General features: G+C 61.0%; 20 protein-coding genes. 2 read left to right on the forward strand and 18 right to left on the reverse strand.

Annotated features, from left to right (window positions below; translation table 11 throughout):
- From VNM72_01870 to VNM72_01885, 4 genes are all read right to left on the reverse strand, one after another.
- Complete coding sequence (locus VNM72_01870) at nt 1–492, reverse strand: hypothetical protein (protein HXF04146.1); 492 nt, start codon at nt 490–492, stop codon at nt 1–3.
- 64 nt (nt 493–556) lie between these two features.
- On the reverse strand, nt 557–1,678 hold the full coding sequence (locus VNM72_01875) for a site-2 protease family protein (protein ID HXF04147.1): 1,122 nt from the start codon (nt 1,676–1,678) through the stop codon (nt 557–559).
- Nucleotides 1,679–1,761: 83 nt separating this feature from the next.
- Nucleotides 1,762–2,250 carry a peptidoglycan-binding domain-containing protein gene (locus VNM72_01880; GenBank protein HXF04148.1) on the reverse strand — a complete coding sequence of 163 codons (489 nt, stop codon included), beginning with the start codon at nt 2,248–2,250 and terminating at the stop codon, nt 1,762–1,764.
- A gap of 68 nt (nt 2,251–2,318) precedes the next feature.
- The gene (locus tag VNM72_01885; GenBank protein HXF04149.1) at nt 2,319–3,890 is read right to left on the reverse strand and encodes a trypsin-like peptidase domain-containing protein; all 1,572 of its coding nucleotides are present in this window, start codon (nt 3,888–3,890) and stop codon (nt 2,319–2,321) included.
- Between the two features lie 585 nt (nt 3,891–4,475).
- Between VNM72_01885 and VNM72_01890 the strand changes: the two genes are divergently transcribed.
- Complete coding sequence (locus tag VNM72_01890; GenBank protein HXF04150.1) at nt 4,476–5,252, forward strand: glycosyltransferase family 2 protein; 777 nt, start codon at nt 4,476–4,478, stop codon at nt 5,250–5,252.
- Nucleotides 5,253–5,310: 58 nt separating this feature from the next.
- Here the strand turns inward: VNM72_01890 and VNM72_01895 are convergent, their stop codons facing one another.
- The 12 genes from VNM72_01895 to glnE all read right to left on the reverse strand — a co-directional run bounded on the left by VNM72_01895 (nt 5,311) and on the right by glnE (nt 20,848).
- Nucleotides 5,311–6,126 carry an alpha/beta fold hydrolase gene (locus VNM72_01895; protein ID HXF04151.1) on the reverse strand — a complete coding sequence of 272 codons (816 nt, stop codon included), beginning with the start codon at nt 6,124–6,126 and terminating at the stop codon, nt 5,311–5,313.
- A 192-nt stretch (nt 6,127–6,318) separates the two neighbouring features.
- Nucleotides 6,319–8,487, reverse strand: a complete 2,169-nt coding sequence (locus VNM72_01900) for a hypothetical protein (protein HXF04152.1) — start codon at nt 8,485–8,487, stop codon at nt 6,319–6,321.
- 17 nt (nt 8,488–8,504) lie between these two features.
- Nucleotides 8,505–10,190 carry a hypothetical protein gene (locus VNM72_01905; GenBank protein ID HXF04153.1) on the reverse strand — a complete coding sequence of 562 codons (1,686 nt, stop codon included), beginning with the start codon at nt 10,188–10,190 and terminating at the stop codon, nt 8,505–8,507.
- Entirely contained in the window at nt 10,172–10,657 is a 486-nt protein-coding gene (moaC, locus tag VNM72_01910; protein ID HXF04154.1) for a cyclic pyranopterin monophosphate synthase MoaC, read from the reverse strand. The genes VNM72_01905 and moaC overlap by 19 nt, the downstream gene beginning before the upstream one ends.
- Nucleotides 10,642–11,871 carry a gephyrin-like molybdotransferase Glp gene (gene glp / locus VNM72_01915; GenBank protein ID HXF04155.1) on the reverse strand — a complete coding sequence of 410 codons (1,230 nt, stop codon included), beginning with the start codon at nt 11,869–11,871 and terminating at the stop codon, nt 10,642–10,644. Before glp ends, moaC begins: the two co-directional genes overlap by 16 nt.
- A gap of 97 nt (nt 11,872–11,968) precedes the next feature.
- Entirely contained in the window at nt 11,969–13,348 is a 1,380-nt protein-coding gene (locus VNM72_01920; protein ID HXF04156.1) for an 8-oxoguanine deaminase, read from the reverse strand.
- A 322-nt stretch (nt 13,349–13,670) separates the two neighbouring features.
- Complete coding sequence (locus VNM72_01925; GenBank protein ID HXF04157.1) at nt 13,671–15,044, reverse strand: FAD-dependent oxidoreductase; 1,374 nt, start codon at nt 15,042–15,044, stop codon at nt 13,671–13,673.
- A gap of 14 nt (nt 15,045–15,058) precedes the next feature.
- Nucleotides 15,059–15,532: a cytidine deaminase gene (locus VNM72_01930; protein HXF04158.1), complete on the reverse strand. Its 474-nt coding sequence runs from the start codon at nt 15,530–15,532 to the stop codon at nt 15,059–15,061.
- On the reverse strand, nt 15,529–16,173 hold the full coding sequence (udk, locus tag VNM72_01935; GenBank protein ID HXF04159.1) for a uridine kinase: 645 nt from the start codon (nt 16,171–16,173) through the stop codon (nt 15,529–15,531). Before udk ends, VNM72_01930 begins: the two co-directional genes overlap by 4 nt.
- Nucleotides 16,170–17,027 carry a purine-nucleoside phosphorylase gene (locus tag VNM72_01940; protein HXF04160.1) on the reverse strand — a complete coding sequence of 286 codons (858 nt, stop codon included), beginning with the start codon at nt 17,025–17,027 and terminating at the stop codon, nt 16,170–16,172. Before VNM72_01940 ends, udk begins: the two co-directional genes overlap by 4 nt.
- Before the next feature lie 185 nt (nt 17,028–17,212).
- Entirely contained in the window at nt 17,213–17,683 is a 471-nt protein-coding gene (gene bcp, locus VNM72_01945) for a thioredoxin-dependent thiol peroxidase (GenBank protein ID HXF04161.1), read from the reverse strand.
- A 267-nt stretch (nt 17,684–17,950) separates the two neighbouring features.
- Nucleotides 17,951–20,848 (reverse strand): bifunctional [glutamate--ammonia ligase]-adenylyl-L-tyrosine phosphorylase/[glutamate--ammonia-ligase] adenylyltransferase, encoded by a 2,898-nt coding sequence (gene glnE / locus VNM72_01950; GenBank protein ID HXF04162.1) that lies wholly within the window; start codon nt 20,846–20,848, stop codon nt 17,951–17,953.
- Nucleotides 20,849–21,010: 162 nt separating this feature from the next.
- Between glnE and VNM72_01955 the strand changes: the two genes are divergently transcribed.
- Nucleotides 21,011–22,012, forward strand: a complete 1,002-nt coding sequence (locus VNM72_01955) for an RluA family pseudouridine synthase (GenBank protein ID HXF04163.1) — start codon at nt 21,011–21,013, stop codon at nt 22,010–22,012.
- Between the two features lie 36 nt (nt 22,013–22,048).
- Here VNM72_01955 and VNM72_01960 read toward each other — a convergent pair whose 3' ends face one another.
- Together VNM72_01960 and VNM72_01965 are read right to left on the reverse strand one after the other, a co-directional pair.
- Nucleotides 22,049–23,659 carry a DASS family sodium-coupled anion symporter gene (locus tag VNM72_01960; protein HXF04164.1) on the reverse strand — a complete coding sequence of 537 codons (1,611 nt, stop codon included), beginning with the start codon at nt 23,657–23,659 and terminating at the stop codon, nt 22,049–22,051.
- Nucleotides 23,660–23,893: 234 nt separating this feature from the next.
- Nucleotides 23,894–26,554 (reverse strand): hypothetical protein, encoded by a 2,661-nt coding sequence (locus VNM72_01965; protein ID HXF04165.1) that lies wholly within the window; start codon nt 26,552–26,554, stop codon nt 23,894–23,896.
- Nucleotides 26,555–26,573: the final 19 nt, after the last annotated feature.

The following is a 26,573-nucleotide window of genomic DNA, read 5'->3' on the forward strand; positions in this document are numbered from 1 at the left end:
TTAGCGGTCCGGCACCGCCACTTCGCGCAACTCAAGTGGAGCCCCGCAGCAGGGACAGCGTCCGGGAACCGGTTCCGTGATGCTGCAGGTCTCACACACGTAGGACAACTCAAACTTCCGTCCGTCGCGCAGCCAAAAAACGCGAATGAGTTCCAACTCTCCCGCGGGATGCTGGACTGCCAAAATCTCCAGCTCTCGCCGACGTATCCTCTCATCGCGGAAGAGGGCGACCGCACGATCCCCCGAACGAAACCCATAGACGCGCCCCTCGGTCGTCCTGAAAATAAACTGATGAGGGGCAGACGCACCGGGCTTTTCCTCCACATGCCCTCGAACGATGATGCGTCCGCTCGAGGGAGAGGTCATCTGAGTCATGAAACCGGGAGTCGAAAAGACACTCAGGATGAGGAGTACGATCCCCCAGGACATTAGCCAGCGGAAGGGCCATACCGATCCGGCCGTCCCGTTGGTCCTTTCGCTCGCTAAACGCACGATATCCTCTCCCCGGTGCGTGTCAGAGTGCGGGGCCAATACTATCAGAGGCCCGAAAGATATGTCAACGCATCACCTTTCGGATGTCGCCGAGCGTGAGATAGCCGATGATGAATCCCTGATCATCGAGAACGGCCGCTGACCCGATGCCGTTCTCGCTGAGAGTGAGATGGGCTGTCACCAGTGACGTGTGAGGGAAAAGGAAGAGTCGCGGATTGACCGGCTGCATCACATCCCAGACTTTCAGCGTCGGCCAGCGATCGCGGGAAATGCTTTCGAGTCTCTTCAGCGCCAGGATGCCATGAAGCCGACCGTCCGGGGACACGGGAAAGGTCAGGCTGCGACAGTGGGGGAGAATATGATCCACCACCTCCTGAACTGTTAAATCCGGTCGGAGCCGGGTCGGCGGTTCAGTCATCACATCGGCCACAGTCAGTTGCTGAAGCGATTGCATGGCGCGCAGATGGCTCAGGCTCTGGGCGGCGGCGTCCTTGAGAAAGATCCCGATGAGAATGGCCCACGATCCGGCGAAAATATCGGCGCCGGTCTCGGCCCGCAAGCACCAGTAGATTCCTAATACCAGCAGCGTGTAGGCAATGGCCTGCCCCGACCGAACCGCCCAACGACTGGCCTCCCAGGGGTCACCGCGAAGATGCCACATCAGCGCGCGGAACACGCGCCCTCCATCCAGCGGAAATCCCGGAAGCAAATTAAAGAGGGCCAGGATGAGATTGGACAACGCCAGATAGTTGGTAATAAGCGCCCCCGGACGCGAGTCGAAGACGTAGATGCTCATCTGATTGAGAACGAAGAAGAGAACGGCGTAGAGGAAACTCGTTCCCGGTCCCGCGATGGCAATGCGCAATTCGGCTCCCGGCGACGTGACATCCCGCTCGAATCGCGCCAGGCCCCCAAACAGATGCAACGTGATGTCACGAATCCGAATCCCTTCGGCTCGCGCCACCAGCGCATGACCGATTTCATGTCCGAGAACGGACAGAAACAGGAGAATCGTGGCTGCCGAACCGAGAATCCAGTATTCGACCGGACGAAGATGATGAAGATGGCGCGGCAGATAAAGCGCCGACATCGCAAACAAATGGAGGATGAAGATCGGGAACCAGCCGTAGCTCAGCCGGATGGGAATATCGAAGAGTCGCGCCACTGTGATCGGTTTGAGCCGCACGGTTGACGTTCGATCTTACACCGAGCCGCTTGCCGGAGGGGAAGTCCTCCGCCGTTATGTTCCGGCGGCGGTCGCGACCACCATCACGGAGTCCGCACGCGGCCGTTGCCCGGCGGTCGCGCGGGGATCGCTTCTCCGGAGTCAGCGGCCGAAGCCGATCCGTTTGGTCCCGGCTTGAGCCCCAGCCGGCGGAGCGCGAGAGCCGTGGGATAGCCCGTGATATCGAGATTCTCCGCCTGTTGAAAGCGTTTCATCGCGTTCACCGTTTCGGCGTCATAAACTCCTGAGGGCGGGCCTTCGAGGTAGCCTCGCGCAATTAGCGCATTCTGAATCTCCAGCACCCTCTCGCGGGGAATTCGCGCTCCCGGCACAATCGCCACCCGACGCGCGCGACGACTACGCGCGGACCGAGGCGATGATCGGGACGATTTTCCCTTCGGCGTCGCCACACGACGCAGGGTTGACTTCTTGGCCTTTTGTGACGACGGAAGGGGTCGAGACTCCATAACCGGTACCAGAAGAGCGAGCACAAGCATCACACCTATCACCCTGGCGAGCGTTCTTCTTCTCATCGCACCACCTCCCACCGACCAATGCGTTTCCTCCCGCCGCGGCGCAATCAGGACGACGAACGAATCGGTTAGGGCACCGTGCCGGAGAGAATATCCCGGGATGGTCCCCGGGACCGACTCGGACGAGCGATGACGATCACCACATCATCGCCCGATTTCAACCCGTCAAATGCACGCTTGAACTCATCGGGTCCGGTGATCTCCCGACGATTCATCGTGAGAATGACATCACCGGGAAGCAGGCCGATTTCTTCGGCGAAACTTCCCTCCTCGACTTCGGAGACGAGCGCCCCTTTCGCTTCCTGAAGGTTGAGAGATCGAGCGACGTGCGGAGTGACCGATTCCAGTCGCGCCCCGAAGCTGGGCTTGACCCTGGGTTCATCCTTTCCTCGTCCCCCTTCCTCTCCGGGCGCTGGGGGAGTCGTGCCGGATTCCCCTCGTTGAGCGATGGAGGGGCGCATCCCCAGCTTCACGCTGGTGACGTATTCCTTGCCGTCTCGAATGTAGGTGAGCCGAACGGTGCGCCCGGCCTCCGTGCCGGCGACCCGTCGGGTGAGATCCCGACTATCCTGAACGGGTTGGCCTTCAAAGGCGATGATGATGTCGCCGGTGCGCAGGCCCGCTTGCCCCGCCGGACTGTCATCGCCGATGACATTCTGAACGAGAGCGCCTCGAGGCTCCTTCATCCCGTTGAGTCGCGCCACCTGCGGCGTCACCGGCTTGAGCCACACACCGAGATAGCCGCGTGTGACCCGCCCGGTGCTGACCAATTGATTGTAAATCTCTACGGCCAGAGTTGACGGAAGAGCGAAGCCCACGCCGTTAAACGTTCCCGTGTTGGTGGGGATTTGCGTGTTAATTCCCACGACCTCGCCAAAGAGATTGATCAGCGGTCCGCCGGAATTTCCCGGATTAATCGCCGCGTCCGTCTGCAAGAATTTCTGGAACTGACTCAGCGGCCCATCGGTCACCCGATCTTTTGCGCTGATGATTCCCGCCGTCACCGTCTGTTCTAATCCGAAGGGGCTGCCAATGGCCAGGACCCAATCGCCCACTCGCAATCGGTCGGAATCGCCAAGCTTAGCGGCGGGCAACGGCTCGCTGGCAGAGATCTTGATGACGGCCAGATCCGTTTCGGGATCCGTCCCCACGACCTCGGGGATGAAAGTTCGACCGTCTCGCAGCTTGACGCGAATGGTCGTGGCTCCTTCAATGACGTGGTTATTGGTGAGAATATAGCCCGATGGATCAACGATGACGCCCGAACCGGTCCCGCGCCGTATCCCATGAGGAGGCCGACCGAAGAAATCGAACACGTCACGACGACCTGAGCGACCGGATTCCGTCTCGATGTGAACGACCGCCGGTTCGACCATTCGAGCGACCTGGGCGAAAGCTTCTGACAGGGCCATGGCCGTGGCAATCGGTCCCGTGGCGACAGCTTCCGAACTGCTCACCTTGATGAGATGACCGCTCTGGCCGGCTGATGCTCCACCCGATACAACGACTCCGATGCCGATGCCCACGAGCAAAGTGACGACCAGAGCCACCGGCATCACCCAGGATCGCAAGCGCACTGCCGACGGCGTCTCCATCGGCACAACGACCGAACGCTCAGACATTCCCTCTTGTTCGTCCATGTCACCCTCCTACTCAGTGCTCCAGACGGCCATCATTATAACAGAACCCGCGCACGACCGGCACGCAATCCCTACGGACAATAAGGCGCCATCAGCAGCGCTCACCTCGCAAGAGAGGTCAAGGGTCGGAGCGAAGAAATTTCTCCCGCAATGCTTCCCCTCCCCCGCTTGCCCACCCGATCCTCACGGGCCTTTTTATGGATTAGCGAGTGATGGCAGGCGCGGCAGTAAAAATGAGAAATTGGCCGATTATCTGGGTGATCCGTAAGAAGGCATTATTCGCCCGGACTACCTCCCAACCGCTGCTTTTGAGAGCGAGGCGAAGGCTCGCCCGGCCACGAGTCGGTTCGGCTCGCGCTCCGTCGCTTCGATAGCTTGCCCCAGCCCCGCGAGTCCGGGAAAAACAGTTCGTTTGACGCTATCGCACATTTTCATCCACAATCACGCGGTGATGACAGGGGAATCGCCCATGAACGGGATATTCGCCACAAACGAGAAAAATCTGGCAGCGCCCGCCTGTCGCCAGCTCAAGCGGGCACGCTGGAAGCGTGCGCTCCCAGGGTATTTTCAGGGGAGGTCACGGTCATGAAAATCTCGGTCACGGTGATCACATTCAACGAGGAGGATCGCATCGCCGATGCTCTCGAATCGGTCAGTTGGGCCGATGAGATCGTCGTGGTGGATGCCGGTAGCACCGATCGCACGAGGGAGATCGCGCGCCGGTATACGGATCGCGTTCTCATTCACCCCTGGTCGGGATATGCGGCCCAGAAACAGTACGCCGATTCTCAAGCGTCGCATGAGTGGATCTTCTCCCTCGATGCCGATGAGCGCGTGTCACCGGCGCTGCGCCGTTCGATCGAGGCGGTGAAGCGCGAGGGCCCCCAGCATGATGGTTATCGGGTGGCTCGCCGCGCCTGGTATCTGGGGCGCTGGATCGCACATGGCGGCTGGTATCCCGACTATCAACTGCGGCTTTATCGGCGAGATCGCGCCCGGTGGGTCGGAGACTTCGTCCACGAATCGGTGCGCGTCGAGGGCCGCGTCGGACGGCTCGACGGTGATCTCTGGCACCTCACCCGCCGCAGCCTCAGCGAACATCACGAAGTCCTCGGACGTTACACCACGCTCGCGGCAGAGCAGGACGCACAACGTGGCGTTCGCGTCGGCCTCGCACGACTGCTTTTTCAACCGGCGCTGACCTTCATCCGCAGCTATCTTCTCCGGCAGGGCTTTCGTGATGGTGTTCCCGGATTGATCATCGCCGGGTTTGCCGCCTACTACGTCTTTCTCAAATATGCCAAGCTCTGGGAGAAGCAAAATCTTCCTCAAGGATGGGGAACGCCTCCACCGCCTGAGTAACTTCCGAGCGCCGCCGCCCGCCCGGGCCCGCGCGAAGACGGATCGGTCCGGTCCGATCTCACATCGGGTGCTGCCGAGAGACGTCGGAGATAAAATCGGCCACTGCTCGATTGAACGCCTCAGCTCGTTCGATGAAAAAGGCGTGGCCGCCCCGCTCGAAGATCGTCAGGCGGGCTCCGGGAATACGCGCGGCCAGACGTCGTGAATTCTCCGGGGGGATCAAAACATCTTCGGCGGCCGTGATGACGAGCGTGGGAGCTGTAATACGCGCCACGCGATCCTCCGCATTGAAGCTCATCACGGCCTGAACCTGACGCCGGAATGTTTCTTCCGACACGGGATGGGTGAGCCGCAACTGAATGACCATCTCAACGACATCGGGATGGGCAGCGATGAACTCGCGGGTGAAAGCGATCTCCTGCCCCTGGCGGATGCGCTCTTCACTGTTGATGTCGGCCGGGGAGAGGAAAAACTTCAACACCTCTGGCGACGCGGGAACATGATTGGGGCCGCCAAAACTCGTACAGGCCAGCACCAGCGATCGCACGCACGCCGGATGTCGCAAGGCGAGTTCCTGAGCGATGAACCCACCCATGGAAGCCCCGACGATGTGAGCCGACCCATAACCGAGGCCTTCAATCAAGGCAGCCGCATCGTCAGCGAGCATCTCGATGGTATAAGGAGCCTGACTGTCACCGGACGAACCGATCCCCCGGTTGTCGAAGACAATTGTCCGAAACTGCTGGGACAACGACGGAACCTGACGGAACCACACCCAGTGTCCCACGCCAAAACCGGCAATAAACAAAAGCGGTTCGCCCTTTCCCTGAACGTCATAGTAGATTTCCACATCGTTGACGGATATTCTCGGCATCAGTTTTTCCTCCGGGTCATCAGCATGGACTCATGGGCTCCTTTATCGGAGTCGGTCGGGGAGCGAGGACGGCTCCCGAGAGATGCTGGAGAAGGGAGCGCAAACCCTCCCCCCGTCGTCCGACGGCTGAAAGGTCCGCGCCACATTTTTTTCAAAGATCCCGGACCACACGGTGAGAGCAACTCGGTCCGATCAGTTGGAGGGTGGCGGTGTCGGTGGCTGTGGCGTCAGCTTGCGAATTCGATGATTGAAGGTATCGGCCAGGATGAGGTTCCCCTGAGGATCGAGCGCGAGCGCCGTGGGGAAATTGATCGTCGCGAGAGCCGCTCCCAACCCATCGCCACCGAATCCTGGCGTCCCCGAGCCGACGAACGTCGAGATATTGCCCGTCGCGTCCACCCGGCGAACGCGATGATTGGCCGAATCGGCGATGAAGACGTTCCCCTTTGCATCAGCGATGAGACCGAACGGGGTGTTGAGTTCCGCCGCTCCTGCCGCCCCGCCATCTCCGCTGAAAGCCGGAGTTCCCTTCCCCGCGAAGGTCGAGATCTTCATCGTGGAGAAATCAATCTTCCGAATTTTGTGATTGCCCGTGTCGGCGATGAGGAGATTTCCATCCTTATCGAAGGCCAGCGCCGCCGGCGTATGCAGTTGTGCTTTGTCCGCCGTATCGTCATCGCCGCCGGACCCCCGCTCGCCCGTTCCGGCCACAGTCGTGATGATTCCCGATGCATCAACCCGACGGACTCGATTGTTTCCCGCATCGGCAATATAGAGGGTGCCCATCGCGTCCACCGCCACGGCCAGGGGAAACCGGAGTTGCGCCCGCACCGCCGGTTGACCATCGCCGGAAAATCCCGGCGTGCCGTTGCCAGCGACCGTCGTGATTCGACCCCAGGGATCAATGCGCCGAATGCGATGATTATTGGTATCGGCGATGTAAAGGTTTCCCTGCGGGTCAAGCGCCAGTCCCCGAGGAAAATTCAATCGAGCTTCAATCGCAGGTCCTCCATCTCCACTGAAACCGGATTGCCCCGTCCCCGCAATGGTCGTGATCGTGAGAGTCGTTCCATCGGAGCCCTGCGACGCGACCACCTTCCGAATCCGATGATTGTTGGTATCGGCGATGTAGAGCGTTCCGGCGGAATCGCTGACGAGGCCGTAGGGGAGATTGAGAAGCGCTGCCGTGGCCGGCCCACCGTCGCCGAGCCCGCCGCCGGCTTCGGTGCGCACGATGGCGCTGGCATCGAGCGAGCGAATTCTCTGATTGCCTAAATCGGCGATCAGGAGCTTTCCGTCAGGCGCAAGGGCGAGCGCCGCCGGAGCGTTGAACTGTGCGGCGAGGGCCGGTTGGCCGTCTCCCCCCATGCCGCGAATACCGCTGCCGGCAACCGTTGTGATGATCCCCGAAGCATCAATCCGGCGAATGCGATTATTGCCCGTATCGGCGATGAGCAGGTTACCCAGGGTATCGAACAAAAGACCCAGCGGCGCATTCAACCCGGCAGCCGTCGCCGGTCCACCGTCTCCGGAGAAGATGGGGAAGCCCGTCCCGGCGACCGTCGTGATTTTTCCCGCCGAGACCCGGCGAATGCGATTGTTGCCCGTATCGGCGATGTAGAGATCACCGGTGCTCGACACGGCGACGGCAATGGGTGTGTTGAGCCGCGCTTTGGTCGCATCTTCGCCATCGCCGGCAAATCCTTTGATTCCGTCACCGGCGATCGTCGTAATTCTCAGCGTCCCATCAATCTGACGAATGCGGTGATTGCCCGTATCGGCGATGTAGATGTTGCCCGAGGCATCAACGGCGATTCCGCGCGGACCGTTCAACTGCGCATCTTTGGCCGGCCCTCCATCCCCGGCAAAACCGGACGGCCCTGATCCGGCGAGAGTGTTGATGACGACTTTGTCTTCCATCTTCTCCAGCCGGCGAATGCGATTGTTGCCCGTATCGGCGATGAGGAGATTGCCGTCCTTATCAAAGGCCAGCCCGCGCGGAAAGCGGAGCTGCGCCAGCTCGGGCGGGCCGCCATCACCGGAGAATCCCTCAACGCCCGTTCCCACCACCGTGGTGATGGTGCCGTTCGGATCAATCTTTCGCACGCGATGATTTTCGGTATCGGCGATGAAGATATTTCCCATCGCATCAACGGCGAGGGCCGACGGTCCGGCCAGACTCGCCACCCGCGCCGGAAGGCCATCCCCGATGCCTCCCCCCACGATCGTCGTGATGTTGAAGGTGGTCGGTTGCTCTTCCTGAGCCGAAATCGGACGCCGTCCCGACGCGAACACGATGAGACAAAAAATCACCGTCGTCGTCAGACTCGTTCTCACGAGTGATGCTCGATCACTCCTCATTGCTCACCCCTCCCCGTTCAGAGGCGAAATCCGAAGAGCACAAACACCGCTCCGTTATTGAATTTCGTGGCGGCGCTGGCATTGGGCGCACTGAGCAATAAATCCACACGGCCATCGGCATCCACGTCCCCGAAGGCGACGAAGGCCCCCAATTGATCGCTGGCGGCAGCGCCCAGGATAAAAGCATCCGGTTGAACCATCGCCTCACCGCCGACGTCGAGCGTCGTGCCGCTTGTGCGAAGACGCCCATCGAGGAAGATGTAGACCTCACCGGATTCAGCGCGTTCGTTCTTGTCACCATCAGCGGTGGGAGCACCGATGAGCAAATCCGGGAGCTGATTTCCGTTGACATCACCGACGGCGAGCGCCGTTCCCATTTCGTCTCCCGCTTCGGCGCCGAAGATGCGGACATCGGCCGCCGGACCCGCCTGACCGAGGACATCGCGGACCGCACCGGTCTTCATCTCCGCGCCGCCGAAAAAGATATAGACCTCGCCGGCGCTCGCCCGCTTGGCTTCCGGACCGTCGGCTTGAACGGCACCGACGATGACATCATCCGCGCCATCGCCGGTGACATCGGCCACCAGAAGGGTGAAGCCGAAGAGATCTTCCTTGACTCCTCCATAGAGGATGACATCCGCGCCCTGGGGTGTCGCCGATGCGAGGTCGCGCACGCCGCCGCGCCGAAGATCAGGACTGCCGAGAACGATGTAGACTTCGCCCGCATTCGTGCGTTCGGTGTTGGGCCCGTCACCCAGAGGGGCGCTGACGACGATGTCGGGGAGCCGATCTCCATTGACATCTCCGACGGCAACCTGAAATCCGAAGAATCCGAGAACGCTCGGCCCCAGGATCACCAGATCGGCGCCTTGAGGGGGACTTGCCGCCAGATCACGAAACTGGCCGCTGGTCATCGTGCGCCCGCCAAAGAGCGCATAGATGGTGCCTGCCAGAAAGCGCGTCCCCTGGGGGGAAGCATTGGCCGAGGCCGCCACGATATCCTGAATGCCGTCGCCGGTGAGATCGGTCAGAGCCAGCGAGGAACCGAGATGATCTTCGGTTTCTGCGCCGAAGATGATGAGGTCGGCGCCGGGAGCCACGATACCGGCCATATCGCGGCGCGTTCCCGGCACGAGATGCGGCCCGCCATAAATGACGTAGATGCGCCCGGCGTGCGTCCGCGCATCCGGCAACCCCGCTGCTCGTGGGGCCCCGATAATGATGTCGGCAATTCCATCCCCCGTGACATCACCCGTCGCCAGAGATACGCCAAACCGATCATCGCTCTCCGCACCCACAATCACCACGTCGGCTCGCGCTGCCAGATCAACCGTACGACTGGTCGCCAGATCAATTCCTCCGAAGACGACGTAGACCGCCCCCACATCGAACCGGACGTTCACCGCATCGTTGGCCAGAGGCGCGGCAGCCACCACATCGGGCAACCCATCGCCGTTGACATCGGCGATGGAGACCCGAGCGAGTTGATCGCTGCTTATGGCCCCGGCAATCGTCAGGCTGACGGTGCCCGCCGTGGACAGGTCAATCTTTTTGGGCTGCGGCGCTTCCTGAGCCCGAACCGACAAAAACCGTGGTCCAGGCGAAAGGAGAACCAATAAAAACATCACCGGCAGCGTCCGAGCGACTCTCGCTCGACGCAGCTCCCGCAGGGGGAAGAGAGGGGTTACGTCTTGTCGTGGCATCTGACAAAATCTCCCGATCGTCCACCGGTCTTCTTCTCCAGTTGAAGATCGGTGATGGTCATGGTCTTATCAATCGCCTTACACATATCGTAGACGGTCAAGGCCGCGACGGCAGCGGCCATGAGGGCTTCCATCTCCACGCCGGTTGGCCCGGTCGTCGTCACCGACGAGAGGATGGCCACGCCATCATCCCGGAGCTGAAGCTCCACATCAACGTGCGTGAGCAGGAGCGGATGGCACAGAGGTATCAATTCGGCCGTCCGCTTGGCCGCCATGATTCCCGCCAGCCGGGCCGTTTCCAGGGGATCGCCTTTTGGTGTTCGGCCAGTGCGAATAGCCTGCACGGCCTCCGAAGACATGTGCACGAAGCCGCTGGCCTGCGCCGTGCGCACGGTGGGCGGTTTGGTCGTCACATCCACCATGCGGGCGCGACCTTCGGCATCAACGTGTGTCAGCTCACGGCGCATGATGTCCCCGGCAAAAGAAGCGTCCGGCAGATCGTCCCCTGTGAGAGCATCATGACCTCCTCCGGCACAACGATCAATGCATTGGCCGAGACGAAGGCGACGAAATCCGAGCTACCGCCCCAGCGCAGCGGGTGCACGCGGACCTCACCGGATTCAATCGTGAGCCGCCCCGGCAGATAACTCCGCCGATCAGGGGCGCGTCGCACATCGCCGAGGAGCCGGGCCTGGACAACGGGCAGAAATCGCTCACGCGCTCCCATCATCTGCCGCAGCGCCGGATAAACGAAGAGCAAAAACGTCACCGCCACCGACACCGGGTTCCCCGGCAACGCGAAAACGGGTTTGCCTTCCAGAAGGGCAAACACCGTCGGCTTCCCCGGATGCACGCACACTTTCTCGAAGAAAATCGTCGCCCCCAGCCGACCCAGTGCCGCTTTCACCAGGTCATAATTGCCCATCGAAACGCCGCCGGTGAGGACGAGAACATCTACTTCTCGGAGAGCACGGGCGATGATTTCCGCCGTAATTCTCTCATCGTCAACGACCATGCCGAAGCATCGCGGGCACGCTCCGGCGAGTTGAACATACGCGGCGACGGAGAAACTGTTACTGTCACGAATCTGGGAGGGGGAGGGCACGACATCAACGGGAACAAGTTCGGATCCCGTCGAGATGATGCCCACCACCGGGCGACGAGCCACCGTGACGCGAGCGCAGCCGAAGGAAGCGAGCACGGCCATCTCGGGCGGGCCGATCACCGTTCCCGATCGGAGAACGACATCACCCCGCCGCGCTTCGCTGCCCCGCGAGGTCACATTCTCACCGACGCGCACGGGCTGCCGAATCGTCACCCAGGATTCATTGGCGTCGCACGCTTCGATCTTTTGCACGGCATCGGCTCCAGCAGGCAGAGGAGCACCCGTCATGATCCGCACGGCCTCGCCGGAATTGACCGTCCCGGTGAAGGATGAACCCGCCGCCACTTCGCCGATGATGCGCAATCGAGCGGGAACCGTGGTCGCGTCAGCAGCCCGAAGGGCAAAACCATCCATCCGCGCGCGATCAAACGGCGGCATGTCAATATCTGCGACGACATCCTGAGCGAGCACCCGGCCCGAGGCCTCGCCAAGCGGAATTTCCTCGAGCGAGTGCGTCATGATCTTCTCCGAGATGATCGCCTGCGCCGCCTCAACGGAGATCATGGCCGAAACCATAGCAAATCAAGCGGGTCACAGCAAGTCAGACGGCCGTGCCCGCTTCCCCTGCCGTTGCGCCGATCGCGCTCATCGTGTCTCCGTTTCAGCACTCGCGTCATCCGAAGCCCGCCCGGGATAAGAGCTGACGGGCTTTCTTTCGATGGGCCTGGACGATCAGGGGGAGATCAATTGTCAGAAGTTGCCCTTCGGAAACGACGCGACGTCCGTTGATGATGAGCGTCTCCACCGGAGTGGGATGACACAGGACCAATGCCGCCACCGGATCGGCCGCTCCCGAATACTCCAGGCGATTGAGGGAGAAAACCGCCACATCCGCGACGTTGCCCGGCACGAGCCGCCCGATGTCGTCACGGCCGAGGCAGCGCGCGCCACCCACCGTGGCCAGCCAGAGGGCCTCGTGGATGGTCATGGCTTTGGCTCCATAACCCAGACGGGCGAGCAACACGGCCTGCCGGACTTCGGCCAGCATGTTCGAGGAATCATTCGAGGCGCTGCCGTCCACACCGAGCCCGACGGGACATCCCGCGTGACGAAGCTCCTTCACACGGCAGAGCCCGGAGCCAAGACGCATGTTCGACGTCGGACAGTGGGCAATGCCCACGCCCGCCCGGCCTAATCGGAGAACCTCTTCATCGGTGAAGTGAATCCCATGCGCCAGCCACACGTCCTCGCCCATCCACTCCAGCTTTTCCAGATAGTCGAGTGGTCGGCAGCCGAATCGTTTTTGGCAGTAGGTCTCTTCATCTTTGGTCTCGGCCAGGTGAGTGTGAAGACGAACCCCCAGGGCGCGGGCCAGTCGGGCGGTCTCGCGCATCAGCTGCGGGCTCACGTTAAACGGAGCACACGGAGCCAGAGCGACGCGCGTCATCGCCCCCGGGCGCGGATCGTGATAGGTCTCAACCACCCGCTGACAGTCCGCCAGAATGGTATCGTCATCTTCGACCACGGAATCGGGAGGAAGCCCGCCATCCTTCTGACCGAGACTCATCGAACCGCGCGTGGCGTGAAAGCGCATGCCGATCTCCCGCGCTGCTTCGATCTCCACATCAATGAGGCGCGTCCGCCCGCGCGGAAAGAGATAATGATGATCCGATGTCGTCGTGCATCCCGAGAGCAAGAGTTCGGCCATCGCCACAAGGGCGCTCAGACGAACGGCCTCCTCATCAATGTGAGCCCAGACGGGATACTGGCTCACCAGCCACTCGAATAAGCCCGCATTGAGCGCCGGAGGAAAGGCTCGCGTCAGCGTTTGGAAGAAATGGTGATGGACATTGATCAATCCTGGCGTAACGACCCTGTCCCGGGCGTCAATCACCTCGTCATCCTCGGTCAGGGCGACGTCTCCCTGGCCAACCGCGCGAATCCACCCCTCCTCGATGACCAGGTAGCCATCGTGAATCACCTCGCGCCCCGGTTCCATTGTCACCAGAGCCTGCGCGTGGCGAATCACAAGCCTGCGATGTCCGCCGGGCATCGTGTCACCTCAGGAAATACTCAAGAGCCACCATACCAAGAAAAACCCTGACGCGCCACCAGCGGAGCCGGAATTTCCCGCCGCGCTGGTATCAGCGCCCTCCCATCGCGGCAGATCCCCCCACCAGCAATGGAGCCCGTGCTGCGAAAAACGAGGGCAAAGGCGCAGCGCATAACCCCGGCGATGGCACGGCCTTTCTTCGCCTCTTTCGAGGCACGAAGATGGGCTGGGGCCGACTCTCTTCGGCCCGCCGTTTCGGGTGTCTGAGAGCAACATCGAGATTCTGGAAGATCAACATCGGAGCGAGCGATGGAGCGGGTGGCTATTGCTTGAGCGCCGCTCCCACAGCAATCAGGATCGGATCCCAGACGGGAGCGAAGGGAGGAGCGTAACTCAGATCGAGATAGGCCATCTGTTCCAGCGTCAAGCGCGCGTGAAGGGCGGTGGCGAAAACATCAATGCGCTTGGCCGCTCCCTCCCGACCGACGATCTGCGCCCCCAAAACCCGATGGCTCTCTTCATCAAAGACAAGCGCGATCGTCAGCGGCGCGGCTCCGGGATAATATCCGGCGCGCGAGGACGCCGTCACCGTGACGGACCTCGCCTTGAAGCCGCTTTTTTGTGCCTCGGCCAGAGACAATCCCGTTCGCGCCACTTCCAGATCGAAGACCTTCACCACGGCCGTTCCCACGACGCCGGGAAACGTCGCTCGCCGACCGGCGACATTGTCCCCCGCGACCTTCCCCTGCTTATTTGCCGCCGGACCGAGAGGTATCCAGGTGGGCCGTCCCGTCACCAGATGTTTTGTCTCCGAGCAATCGCCGACGGCGTAGACGCCGATGACGTTTGTCTCCTGGCGGTCATCAACGGCGATGGCTCCCGTCGGCCCCAGCGCGATTCCCGCCTCGCGGGCGAGATCCACATTGGGACGAATTCCGACACCAATCACCACAAGATCGGTTTCGATGCGCTCTCCCTGTGAGGTGATAACCTGTCGCACACGTTGCGCGGCATCGCCGTCGAAAGCGAGCGCTTTCGTCGCTAACAGTAACCGCACCCCTTTGGCCGCCAGCTCCTCCTCGATGAGTCGGCTCACGTCCGGTTCCGTCAACCCGCCGAGCACGCGGTCGAGCGCCTCGATGAGCGTCACCCGAAGACCTCGCGCCACCAGCGCCTCGGCCATTTCCAGGCCGATATATCCCGCTCCCAGAATCACCGCTCGCCGGGGCTGCTCCCGAACGAGCATCTCCTGAAGGCGCAGGCCATCGGTCAGACTGCGGAGCACGAAAATATTTTGCAGCTCGATGCCGGGCAGCGGCGGACGGAGGGGAACGGCCCCCGTCGCAATGACGAGGCGATCATAGCCAATTTTGCTCGTCTCACCCGTCTCCCGGTCACGCGCGATCACCACACGTTCGCCCGGGCGAATCTCGACGGCTTCCGTGCGGGTGCGCACGTCAATGCCACGCTGCTGGCGAAAATAGTCCGGCGTGTAGACGATGAGTTGTTGATAATCGGGAACCACGCCGGCGATCCAGTACGGCAGGCCGCAGGCTCCGTAGGAAACGAAGCGATCCCGTTCCAGCACGATGACGTCGAGATCGGGATTCACTCGCTTCGCTCGCGTCGCCGCCGACATGCCTCCGGCGACGCCGCCGATGACCAGAATCCGCCCATCTGATCGGGATCTCGTCATAGGGAGAGATGTCCTCACTCGCGACCGGGTTCTCCCAGCAGGTGGCGATCGAAGGGTGCGGGCAGGAGGTCACGGAGGAGGTGCGTCTGCCGCTCGCCTCGCAAATTGGCGACGATCACCACCAGATCGGGGGAGAATTCCCACAGCACCTGGCGACAGGCTCCGCAGGGAAACGTCAGCTCACCGGTGTCGGTGACGACGGCGAGTTTGCGAAAGTCGCGGATCCCTTCCGAGAGGGCCTTGAAGAGAGCGACGCGCTCGGCGCAGATAGTCAGGCCGTAACTGGCATTCTCGACGTTGCAGCCGGTGATGACACGCCCCGACGCCGCCAGCACCGCTGCTCCCACGGCAAACCCGGAGTAGGGCGCATAGGCTCTCTGCCGGGCGTGCATGGCCTGTTCGATCAGTTCGTCATCAGTCATCGGTTTGCCTTCGCACTCCCTCGCCACCGAATGCTTCGGCCGTCGCCTCCCCATGGTTTTTCTCATCGCCGCGCGTCCTCGACCAGATGCCCCGCGCTCACCGCTGCCAGGTGAGACTTGATTTTCTCGATGATGAGATCAATGCCCACCTCGTTGTAACCGCCTTCGGGGATGATGATGTCAGCATAGCGTTTGCTCGGCTCGACGAATTCCAAGTGCATGGGGCGCACGGTGCTGAGATATTGCTCGATGACTGACTCCACTGTGCGACCGCGCTCTTGAATATCGCGCACGAGCCGCCGAATGAACCGGATGTCGTCGGCTGTATCCACGTAAATCTTCAGGTCCATGAGCGAGCGCAACCGGGGATTTTCAAAAACGAGAATGCCTTCAACGAGGATGATCGGCCTGGGTTCGATGCGTCGGCGCTCGGGCGTGCGCGTATGGACGGTGAAGTCATAGACGGGTTGTTCGATGGGTCGTCCGGCCCGCAACTCCTCAATATGCGCGATGAGCAAATCGTTATCCAACGCATCGGGGTGATCGAAATTCATCCGATGGCGCTCAGCCAGCGGCAGATGGCTCAAATCCTTGTAATAGGAGTCCTGCTGGAGATAGACGACCTTATCCCGACCGACGGCATCGAGAATGCGCAGGGCGACGGTCGTTTTCCCCGAACCGGTACCACCACAGATTCCGATGATCATGCGAGTCTCACGACGATGCGCCGGAGCAATTCCGTCAGCATCGGCCCCACGCGTTCGGCGGCTTCCAGAACCTCCTCGTGATGGAGCGGGCGGTCCAGCACACCCGCTGCTGGATTTGTAATCACCGAGAGGCCGAGCACCTCAAGCCCCATCTGGCGGGCGACAATGACTTCGGGAACCGTTGACATTCCGACGGCGTCCGCGCCCAGCGTGCGGAGCATCCGAATCTCGGCAGGCGTTTCGTAGCTCGGTCCGCTCACTGCCACATAGACGCCTTCCTCCAGAGCGATTCCCGCCTCCTGCGCCGCTTCCCGCGCGATCTCACCGAGCGCCGCCGAATACGCAGAGGTCATATCGGGGAAGCGCGGCCCGAACCGCTCGTCGTTCGGTCCCCGGAGCGGATTGACTCCCATCAAATTGATATGGTCGCGGATCAACATGAGCGAGCCGGGCCGAAACTGCCGATTGATCCCCCCAGCCGCATTCGTCACGATCAATCGGCGCACCCCCAGCAGTCCCAGAACGCGCACGGGAAAGGTGACCTCGTTCAGATCGTACCCCTCGTAATAATGAAACCGGCCCTGCATCACTACCACCGGAACCCGGTCGAGAACGCCGAGGGCCAGTTGCCCGGCATGACCGATGACGGTCGCGCGCGGGAAATGAGGGATCTCACGGTAGGGGATGATCACGCGCTCGGCCAGACTATCGGCGAATGCGCCCAAGCCCGATCCCAGGATCACCGCCACCTTCACCTCCCGGTGACCCGATCGCTCCTTAATGACCCTGGCGGCTTCGCTCGCGCGCTCGTAAAGAGGAGCCGATGTGATGCTCTCGTGCGACATCTCCGGCATGCAGTCTTCTCAGCGATTGAACGGCAAAAGATACCTTATCGCAGCCGCCGGAGCCGGTCAATGAGGACTCCCCTGCCCGACTCACGTCCACGCGGCGTGATCGCGGTCACCTCCGGCTCGTACCAGCGGCAGGAACGTCGTCTCGCCCTCGGATGACGTTGGCCGCGCAAGAGGACGGCGCGTGATCAGCCCTGAAGCTGCGATAAATCCCTTAACACTTCCTCCGCGTGTTGATCCGGCTTGACCGAATCATAGACCCTGGCGATTGTTCCATCAGGGGCGATGAGGAAGGAGATCCGGTGCGTTCCCTGATATTGCCGCCCCATGAATTTCTTCGTTCCCCACGCGCCGTAGGCTTTCACGACCTCTTTCTTCTCATCGGCCAGAAGGGGGAATGGAAGTTTGTACTTGGTGGCGAATTTCTCATGGCTTTTGACGGAATCCACGCTCACGCCGAGGACCTCGGCGTTGCGAGCGCGGATCTCGGAGTAGACATCGCGGAAGGCGCAAGCTTCTTTGGTGCAGCCCGGCGTATCGTCTTTGGGATAGAAGTAGAGCAGCAGCCATCGCCCGCGATAGTCCGTCAGAGAGTGGATTTTTCCCGTTTGATCGGGCAGTGCGAAATTGGGTGCGGGGTCTCCGGGTTTCGGTTTCATCCTCCCTCCCTTGAAAGATGATCTCTCAACGGATGAAGGGCTCCAACGGATCACTCATCCGTTGGCACCTTTCATCCGCTGGCAAACGTATTTTCGTCGTGGCATGGGTGAGCACATGGACGATTCCTCGGAAAATGACCACGCATGGGCAGGGATCGTCTTATCCCTCCGCGCCCATCCGTGTTCATCCGTGGTGGGATTTGGAGTGCAGGCTCGTGCTCCCGCTGCGCCCTCGCAGGGGAGACATCTCTTCGACCGTCATGATGTTCATCGAACCAGAGCATCATAGCTAGCCCGAATTTCGCGTCGGTGCCGATCGTGGGTCTGTTCCAGTTCCAACGGCGAGGCGTATCCGAGGAACGTCGCCAGATCGGTCAGTGCCGAGCGGTTTGCCGGAAGCGTTTCCGTCGGGCGGTCGAACAACAGCCGCAGGGCATGATCGAGGCGGCGCAAAAACAAGTAGCCCGCGTAGAGCGCGCCATGATGGGCCTCCGAGAGGACCCCACGCGCCCGAAGATGATCCAGAAGGGGGAGCGTGCCGCGCTCGTCGGGTTCGCGGATTTGGTGGCGCAATTGCAGGTAGCGCGTGGCGAAGTAGACATCCATCATCCCGCCGGGACCGAACTTAAAATTCCGGATGGGCTGGGGTCCCCCTTTTTCCCGCTGGAGGCGGTCGCGCATCTCCCGAACATCGGCGACAAGTGACGTCGCGTCCGTCGGGCGCGGACGCAGGATGAGATCCTGCATTTCTTCATGCACCTGGCGGCCAAAGGCGGCATCTCCCGCCACGGGGAAGGCTTTGACGTAGGCGAGTCGTTCCCAGGTGGCCGCCCGCGCCTCCAGGTACTGGCGAAACGATGAGAGGGGATGAGCCAGAGGACTGCTCGTGCCGCCCGGCCGCAACCGAAGATCCACGCGATAGAGATACCCATCCTGCGTGATCGTCGAGAGAATGTGAATCACCAGAGCTACCAGCCGCGCGTAGGCTTCCTGTGGCTGGAGATCAGGAAATGGGCTGGCGCAGCTATCATCGTAGACGACGATCACATCCAGGTCCGACCCGTAATCAACTCCATGATGTCCGAGTCGTCCGAGACCGAGCACGGTGAAGACCGGCGCGTGTCCGCTTCGACCATAGCGCCGCCAGAGGTCCTCCCGGGCGATCTCGAAAGCGATCTCCAGAGCCGCCGACGCCAGAGCCGATTGCTCCCGATTCACCTGCCGCAGCGTGGCCTGACCGGTGATGTCACGATAACCGATCGCCAGGATCTCCCGATACCATCGGCGACGGAGCACGCGCATGCACGCGGCCAGATCCGTCGGTCCCCCGGTCAGATCGTCCCGGAACCGACCAAGATAATAATCCCGGTCCCCCGGCGTGCTCTCGCTTTGCGTCGGCAAATGCTCGATGAGCATCGGGTTGGCGATGAGAATCTGCGAGAAGAAGTGACTGACGCCGAAAACCTGGAGCAAAGCGGGAAGCAGCGTCGGGATCTCCTCGGCCAGTCGCCGCCTGGTGTCGGGCAGAACCGTTGCGGCCAACGACTCTGCATAAGCGCTGAGGGTATTCACCGCCCGTTGAGGATTGAGTGCTCGCTCCAATCCCGTCGCAATGGCAGTGCGCCAGCGGTCGTGCTGCTTGTGGTGCCGCGGGAAGACAACGGCCAGGGCGTCCAGTGCCCGACGGATCAGCGCCTCTTCTGGTTTCTCCTCCTCCGTCGGCCCGGGTGGGAGATCATGCGGTTGAAACGAGGTCGGAATTCCTGCCCGTGCATCGCGCGCCGACAGGACTTTCTCCTGAAAGACGGCATCGAAGATCGCCGCCACGTTCTGCCGATGCCGTTGAAGATCATCGAGAAATCGAGTCGCTTCATCCCCACCATTGTATCCCATGCGACGGGCCAGCAGCCGAACCTTCTCCGCTTCGGAAGGAACGGTATGGGTTCTCACCCCGTGCTCCATCTGAAGACGGTGCTCGACCGTGCGCAAGAAGGTATAGGCTTCGGACAGCAGCACGCGATCAGTATCGCTGAGAATCCCTTTATCGGCCAGCCGTTGAAGACCGATGAGGATCTGCGGATGACGGACCCAGGGATCGGCCGCTCCATAGAAGAGCTGAAGGGCCTGGACGATGAATTCAATCTCACGAATGCCGCCGCGACCGAGCTTGACGTCAATGCCCTTGCCCGAGGCTTCGACCTCGTGATCAATTTTCTCCTTGGACCAACGGATGGCATCGAGGATCTGGTCGAGGGGTTCGGCGCGATAGATCGCATGGCGCACCGCTTCGAGGAAGCGCGCGACGAGCGCGTGGCTGCCCGCCGCCGCCCGCGCGCGAATGAGCGCCTGTCGCTCCCAGAGATGGGCCTGTCGGTGATAGTACGCGACGGCTTCGTCGAGCGAGACTACGAGATCGCCTTCTCGCCCGCGTGGCCGCAGGCGCAGATCAATCCGATAGACAGCGCCGTCGTCGCCCACACCGCTCACGGTTCGCGTGATGCGTTCGGCCAGCTTGGTGAAGAACTCCTTGTTGGTGATCTCCCCACCGGATGTGACCCCGTTGTGAGAATAGAGGTAGAGCAGATCAATATCGGAGGCATAGTTCAGCTCCTGACTCCCCAGTTTCCCCAGGGCGACAATGGCGAAATCGGCCTCGTTGATCCGCCCGCGAGAATCACGAACCTGAGGTCGGCCATAACGGTTCAGCAAATCGCGCACGCTGTACCAGAGCGCGTGCTGTAGGATCACATCGGCCAGATTGGACAGCTCCAGCGTCGTCTCCGTCAGCGTAGCCAGCCGCAAACAATCGCGCAAATAAATGCGCAGCCACTCGCGCCGTTTGAATCCGGCCAGCACGCTCTGCTCGTTCATTTCCGAGTGAACGGCTGCGAACCGGGCAAGCTCTTCAAACAGCTCTTCCTTCGACTTGATGCGTTCGATGTCCTTCTCGCGCTCGAGCCAGGCGATGTAGTCCCGGCGGGTCAGTATGGTCTCCCCGAGAAAAGGGCTGTGCGTCGCCAGCACGAGAAGATGCGCCAGGAGCGAGGGATTTTTTCGATATCGGGCGACATCCTCCGGGTGCGCTGCCCTCAGGCGCTCCAGAAAAGCGCGAGCGCCTTCCGGCGAGGGCAGCCCGGCGATGAAATTCTCCGACAGACGAGGCATCGCTGTCTCTCAGGGGAACCAAACTATCACACTTTTGGCGGCCCTTTCAAATCGCCGCTGCTCCAGCCATTGTCGGTCTCCGGAACGAGGGTCCGGGCGCTCCCCTGCTACCGATATCGGTCGCTTCCCAAATGACAACAATCGGTGTAGTCTGTTGCTGTCATGACCGAAGATGTTCGGGTGATCACCGTCAATGCCACGGAGGTCGGCGAGCGGCTCGATCAGTATCTCGCGCGAAAAGTCCTCACGCTCAGCCGCACGCGCCTGAAAAACCTCATCGCTGACCAGAGCGTGCTGGTGAACGATCAGCCGGTGAAACCGAGCTATCGCGTTCGTTCGGGAGACATCATTGAAATCGAGCTTCCGCCGCCTCCCGTCCTGGAGTTGATTCCGGAGCCGCTACCTCTGGACATCGTTTACGAAGACGATGACCTGATCGTCATCAACAAGCCAGCGGGCATGGTTGTTCATCCGGGCGCGGGTGTGAACCGGGGGACGCTGGCCAATGCTCTCGCTTACTACTTCCAACAGCTTCCCCGGGCCGGCGGGGGAATCCGTCCGGGAATCGTTCACCGGCTCGATAAAGAGACATCGGGGTTGATGGTCGTCGCGAAAAGCGATCTCGCTCACGAGCGATTAGCCGAACAGTTGCAGCACCGTCAGGTTCAGAAGCTCTATCAGGCTCTGGTCATCGGCCAGGTGGGACCCGTCGGGCATCGGGGGCGGGTGGATCAACCCATTGGCCGTCATCCCAGACACCGCACGATGATGGCCGTGCGACCCCGGGGAAAAGGTCGTGAGGCTCTCACCCTTTATCGGGTGGTGGAGCTGATCGGCGAGTTCTCCCTGCTGGAGATCGAGATCAAGACCGGGCGCACCCATCAGATTCGCGTGCATATGGCCTGGTTGGGATTCCCCGTCGTCGGCGATGCCGTCTATGGACGAGATCGGCTGACCCGAATCAAGTCGCCGGAGGTGCGACGAGCCGTTGACGCTCTTGGCCGCCATTTTCTTCACGCGACCCGACTGCACTTCGCTCATCCCCGCACTGGCGCTCCCCTCGAATTCGCATCTCCTTTGCCGAGAGAGCTGGAAACCTTTCTCGCTTATCTTCGAGAACACGCCTGCTCACGGCCTCAGGTCGTACCGGGCATGAGGACCTGATCCGACCAGAGGAGCACCTCGCTCGATCTGCACTCCTTAATATCGCACGCTCCCCAGCACGAGGAAAACATAGAGGTAGAAAAAGACGACGATGAAAATCCAGGTAACAAGATCAAGAGCGATCCCCGCCTTCAACATATCGCGCAGACTCACCCGGTGAGTGGCGTACACCAGGGCATTCGGCGGAGTGGCCACCGGGAGCATGAAGGCCATTGAAGCCGCAAAGGTAGCGGGAATCGCCAGCGATGCGGCATCAACGCCCAGGCCCGACGAGATGGAGATCAAAATCGGCACCATCATTGTGGTGACGGCTGTATTGGAGGTCACTTCGGTCAACAACTCCATGAAGATCACGACGATGATGACGAGCACCAGAGGTGAAGGCCATCCGAAGAGATTGATGAATCCGGACGCGAGAACCTGCGCCAGCCCGGTCTTAAACATCGCATCCGAAAGCGCAAGTCCTCCGCCAAAAAGAAGGAGCGTTCCCCAATCAACGTATCGGGCGTCGCTCCAATCGAGGACGAACTGTCGCTTCGACCAGTCCACCGGACTGAGAAAGAGAATCAAAGCCGCGAACAACGCAATGATGTATTCGTCGAACCAGGCCAGCCGCTGCCCCAGGCCAGGAACGTAGGGCCATAGGGGATTCGTCGTCCAGAGAATGACGGCCACGAGGAATCCCGCGAGCGTCAACTTCTCCCCTCGGGACAACGGTCCCAGCTCTCGCTTCTCTCGTTCCAGAAGAGACCGAACATCCGGCCCGAGCGTGATATCGAAGGGGAAAACGAGACGCAGTACCAACCAGGCCAGCGGGAGGCAGAGAAAAACGAAAGGCGCACCAAAAGCCATCCAGCGAAGAAAGCTGATGTCGGCAAGTCCTGCGGCCCGTAAAATCGAAACGGCGATTCCGTTGGGCGGCGTTCCGATGATCGTTCCCACCCCTCCAATGGATGCGGCGTAGGCGATGCCGAGCAGTAACGCCCGAGCAAACGACGATCGGTGATGACCGACATTGAGCCGCGCGAGAATCCCCAATCCGATGGGGAGCATCATCGCCGTGGTGGCCGTGTTGGAGACCCACATCGAGACGAGGGCCGAGGCCAGCATCATCCCCGCGAGAATGCGACCCGGACTTTCGGCCACCCCGGGCCGGGTCAAGACCCAGAGGGCGATGCGCCTGTCCAGCCCCCATTTCTGCATCCCACCGGCAATCAAAAACCCGGCGAAGAAAAGGAAGATCACCGGATTGGCATAGTGGGCCAGCACATTCCTCCCGTTCAGCTCAACGAAACGCCCGTCCTGAAATCCATAGGTGTGGAAAAGCGGCAGGAGAATTCCGGGCAGAAGCGACGTCACCGGAATGGGAACAGCTTCGCTGATCCACCAGATGATCATCAACAACATCAGCGCCAGCGTCACCTTGAGACTGAACACAAGCTGCATGACCTCCGGCGTCACCTGCGACACACCGAGCTGTGCCTGAGCGAATTGCACAAAAGCTCCCGGTGGGGGAAGCACAATCACGAGAAGAAAAACCAACGGTCCGAGAAAGAATCCCAGACCCGACCGTATGCGCTCAAACCGCATTTCGCTCGCTGATTTCTCCGGCTCCAGGACCGGTGTCGGATTCTCCTTTGGCAACATGGCGGCAAATTGTATGAATCCCTTCCGGTCAAGTCAAAACAATGACGGCCGTTCACCCTAAGGGAGATGCGCTATAGCCCCGGTCAAGGAGAGGGCAGCGATGAAAAACGGCAGAATGAATCAGACCGGCAAAACGAGTCCAGGCAATGAATCCGTAGCGCCGGAGGAGGTCGTCTGAGGTCCTCCGCCATCCCGGTGTGCGTCTTTGGCCGTACTCGCCCCACAGGAACCGCATCATCGAGAGTTCGCCTGATCCAGAGCGCGTAGTGCAAAAGGCAACCCGTATGCATGAGTCCAGCCGAACACGCGGAGCCCATTGGTCAAACTCCAGAGGGGACGGCTGCCGTCCGGATTCCGGGGGAGATGACTGACTCTCTCCAGGGCCTGAAACAGCTCCCGTTGAGTCCACGAACCGGTGATGGGTCGAGGCAGCTCATCGGTCTTCATCACTTCGATTCGCCTCTTGATCTCGTCGAGAAAGCTCGCGTCGCCGGTCAGATCGTAGCCGATAACAAGACTGTGAAGCGAAGCGAGATATGATTCCAGGCGGTGGCCGAGCACCGGAACATCGCGCACCCGGCGGGCGTGACGAATGAGCGCCGCCCGAACTCTCCTGTCGCCCGTCAGTTCCAGATATTTAGCCAGTCCGAGACTGACGTAGACCTGGGCATAGCCGTAGCGATCCATGACAAGGCTATCGCCCTGCTCCCGTTGTTGCAGCCGCAGCATCCGATCAATTCGATCGTCGAGTTCTCGCCGGTAGCGATCGTCCTTAGTGGCATCCCAGACTTCGACCAGATTCCACACCGACAGATAGAGTCGGCGTCCGGTCAGATCGTGTTCCCCCCAGATGCGCTTGAGATAGGTTTCCGCCGTTTGAATGGCGACCTCTAAGCCCCGGTGATCCGCCGTCAGGTAATAGTCGGCCAGCCAGCCGGCCACCCAGACATGAGCGCTCAGCGCCCGCGACCAATGCTGCATGCCATGACGCCGACCGATGCCCAGATAGGGTGTGCCGCGCGGCAGGGTGAGCGTTTTCCAGTAGTCAATGGCCAGATTGGTATCACCATAGTATTTCGGATCCGTGGGCCAGTGAGTGTTGTCCACATCCATCGAATGGTGGCTCATCGCTTCCGCCGCCAGGGCGTAGCGACGATCCCCCGTGCGCAGGAACTGAAGCCAGACCATGAAATCAACAGCCGGTTCGTTGCACACCCAGAGGTCCCACTTCTCGCCGTCGAAGTTATATTTCCCATCGCCGAAATCGAACATGCCATACCAGGGCACCCAGCGCTGATTGAACAACCACCACTCGTACTTATAATCGAGCGCCCGTTCCCATGGCAGGAATTTCTCCGAGCGGGGGGCGAAACGGCCATAGACCAGACTCTCCGCATACCAGGAGGGATCGGCATGAACCACGGGAGGATCGAGGACGTAGCTCATGATGCCGGCGATCTCCTGGGGCGAGACGGTGGCCCGATGGAAGGAGAAAATCAACTCGCTCGTCTTCGCCGTTCCCTGCGCCCAATTTTCCACCGTGCCTTCAGCCCCGTCCTCGTACTCCAGATCGCTCGACCAGCGAGCAAAACTCATCGGCTCGACGCGAGGCGACCACAAGAACGCCGTGACGCGATGGGACGGGGGCTCCAGGCGAATTTCCTTGGGATACTCTTCCAGGAAATGACGGATGCCGACGGCCATGCCCCAACGGTCATCAGAGACGGTGAACCAGCCCTCCGCCCGCTCCGCGGTTACGAGAGGGTGATCATCGGCCAGAAGATGGGCGAAGAATCCTTCGAGCCGTTGGTCGGGAGAGGATTGGGGCACCGGGGGCAGGCGCGTCGGTTTCGGCCCCGATTGCACGAGGGAGATGCTTCGCTCATCGGCCACGTCACGCGTCACAGGACGAGATCGCCCTTCTTCCCACCAGCGACCTTCGCGATACGCGGTGAGGACGCGCCGTCGCCCCATCAGTCTCAGATCGAGCGCCAGTCCTGCCGCAGCAATACGGTCGTTCGGCTGCATCCAGCCGGGGTCACCCGCTTCCTCGGCGGCGATCTTCTCGGCCTGTGTCGCGATGTGTGCGTGCTCGCCCTCACGCCGCCGATGCTTGTCCGGAACGCCGGTGTAAATGAATGTGTGACGCACGCGAAGGTAGGATTTCCCGGCAAAAGCATCAATCCGCGTCACAAACGGAGCCGGATTGTTATCGGCGCGACCGTAGCGATACTCGCCCTCAATGCGGAGGATGGCATGCAGGGGTCCCGATCCCTTCTCCACTACCGTGCGCGTCACCACCGCCCGCGAGGGATCGAGTCCGGCGTCATCGAGCAGATCGAGGAACGATCCTCGCCCCGTCGGACTCTCCGCCACCACATCCGAGGCCTCGAATCCGTCACCCTCAAGGTCCAGTTCCACACGATTCAGGAATCCGCCCTCCCCCTTCCTGATGACGAAATGCAGCGGCCCCGTCGTCACATCAACGAAACCACGTTCACCCTGGTTATTGATGACGGTCAGCCGTTGAGCAGGAGCGACCGACCGACGAACCCCTGCACCGTATTCCACCGTGTAGCGAGTGGATGATCCGGCGAAAAAGAAAATCCACAACCACTTGATGCTCGGATCGGCAGGCTCCCAGGTCGTGACTTCAGTCGTTTGACAGGGAATCTCCTGACCCTCCGGTGTCAGCAGGCGAACCTGATCGGGCGAGTGAAGCACTCCTCGGGGAAACGGAATTCCAAAAACAAGAGGCGCCCCCTCGCGCGAATGCTCGACATGGATGGTCAGACGGTGCACCTCTTGAGGGCGTGCACCGACAAGCGACAGCGACAGCTCTACAGCGAGGACTCCCGCACACCACACCTTGATGCTTGACAGCTTTGAAAACATGGAAAGATTATGCACAGGC

The organism is Blastocatellia bacterium (genome assembly GCA_035573895.1).
Classification (GTDB): domain Bacteria; phylum Acidobacteriota; class Blastocatellia; order HR10; family HR10; genus DATLZR01.

Coding starts and splice junctions, on each gene's coding strand:
- VNM72_01905 (HXF04153.1), bottom strand. CDS start 10,190: ATGCCACGACAAGACGTAACCCCTCTCTTCCCCCTGCGGGAGCTGCGT.
- VNM72_01930 (HXF04158.1), bottom strand. CDS start 15,532: ATGAGAAAAACCATGGGGAGGCGACGGCCGAAGCATTCGGTGGCGAGG.
- VNM72_01925 (HXF04157.1), bottom strand. CDS start 15,044: ATGACGAGATCCCGATCAGATGGGCGGATTCTGGTCATCGGCGGCGTC.
- VNM72_01955 (HXF04163.1), top strand. CDS start 21,011: ATGACCGAAGATGTTCGGGTGATCACCGTCAATGCCACGGAGGTCGGC.
- VNM72_01885 (HXF04149.1), bottom strand. CDS start 3,890: ATGGACGAACAAGAGGGAATGTCTGAGCGTTCGGTCGTTGTGCCGATG.
- VNM72_01920 (HXF04156.1), bottom strand. CDS start 13,348: ATGCCCGGCGGACATCGCAGGCTTGTGATTCGCCACGCGCAGGCTCTG.
- VNM72_01940 (HXF04160.1), bottom strand. CDS start 17,027: ATGCCGGAGATGTCGCACGAGAGCATCACATCGGCTCCTCTTTACGAG.
- bcp (HXF04161.1), bottom strand. CDS start 17,683: ATGAAACCGAAACCCGGAGACCCCGCACCCAATTTCGCACTGCCCGAT.
- glnE (HXF04162.1), bottom strand. CDS start 20,848: ATGCCTCGTCTGTCGGAGAATTTCATCGCCGGGCTGCCCTCGCCGGAA.
- moaC (HXF04154.1), bottom strand. CDS start 10,657: ATGCGCCGTGAGCTGACACACGTTGATGCCGAAGGTCGCGCCCGCATG.
- VNM72_01960 (HXF04164.1), bottom strand. CDS start 23,659: ATGTTGCCAAAGGAGAATCCGACACCGGTCCTGGAGCCGGAGAAATCA.
- glp (HXF04155.1), bottom strand. CDS start 11,871: ATGGTTTCGGCCATGATCTCCGTTGAGGCGGCGCAGGCGATCATCTCG.
- VNM72_01900 (HXF04152.1), bottom strand. CDS start 8,487: ATGAGGAGTGATCGAGCATCACTCGTGAGAACGAGTCTGACGACGACG.
- VNM72_01880 (HXF04148.1), bottom strand. CDS start 2,250: ATGAGAAGAAGAACGCTCGCCAGGGTGATAGGTGTGATGCTTGTGCTC.
- VNM72_01895 (HXF04151.1), bottom strand. CDS start 6,126: ATGCCGAGAATATCCGTCAACGATGTGGAAATCTACTATGACGTTCAG.
- VNM72_01890 (HXF04150.1), top strand. CDS start 4,476: ATGAAAATCTCGGTCACGGTGATCACATTCAACGAGGAGGATCGCATC.
- udk (HXF04159.1), bottom strand. CDS start 16,173: ATGATCATCGGAATCTGTGGTGGTACCGGTTCGGGGAAAACGACCGTC.
- VNM72_01965 (HXF04165.1), bottom strand. CDS start 26,554: ATGTTTTCAAAGCTGTCAAGCATCAAGGTGTGGTGTGCGGGAGTCCTC.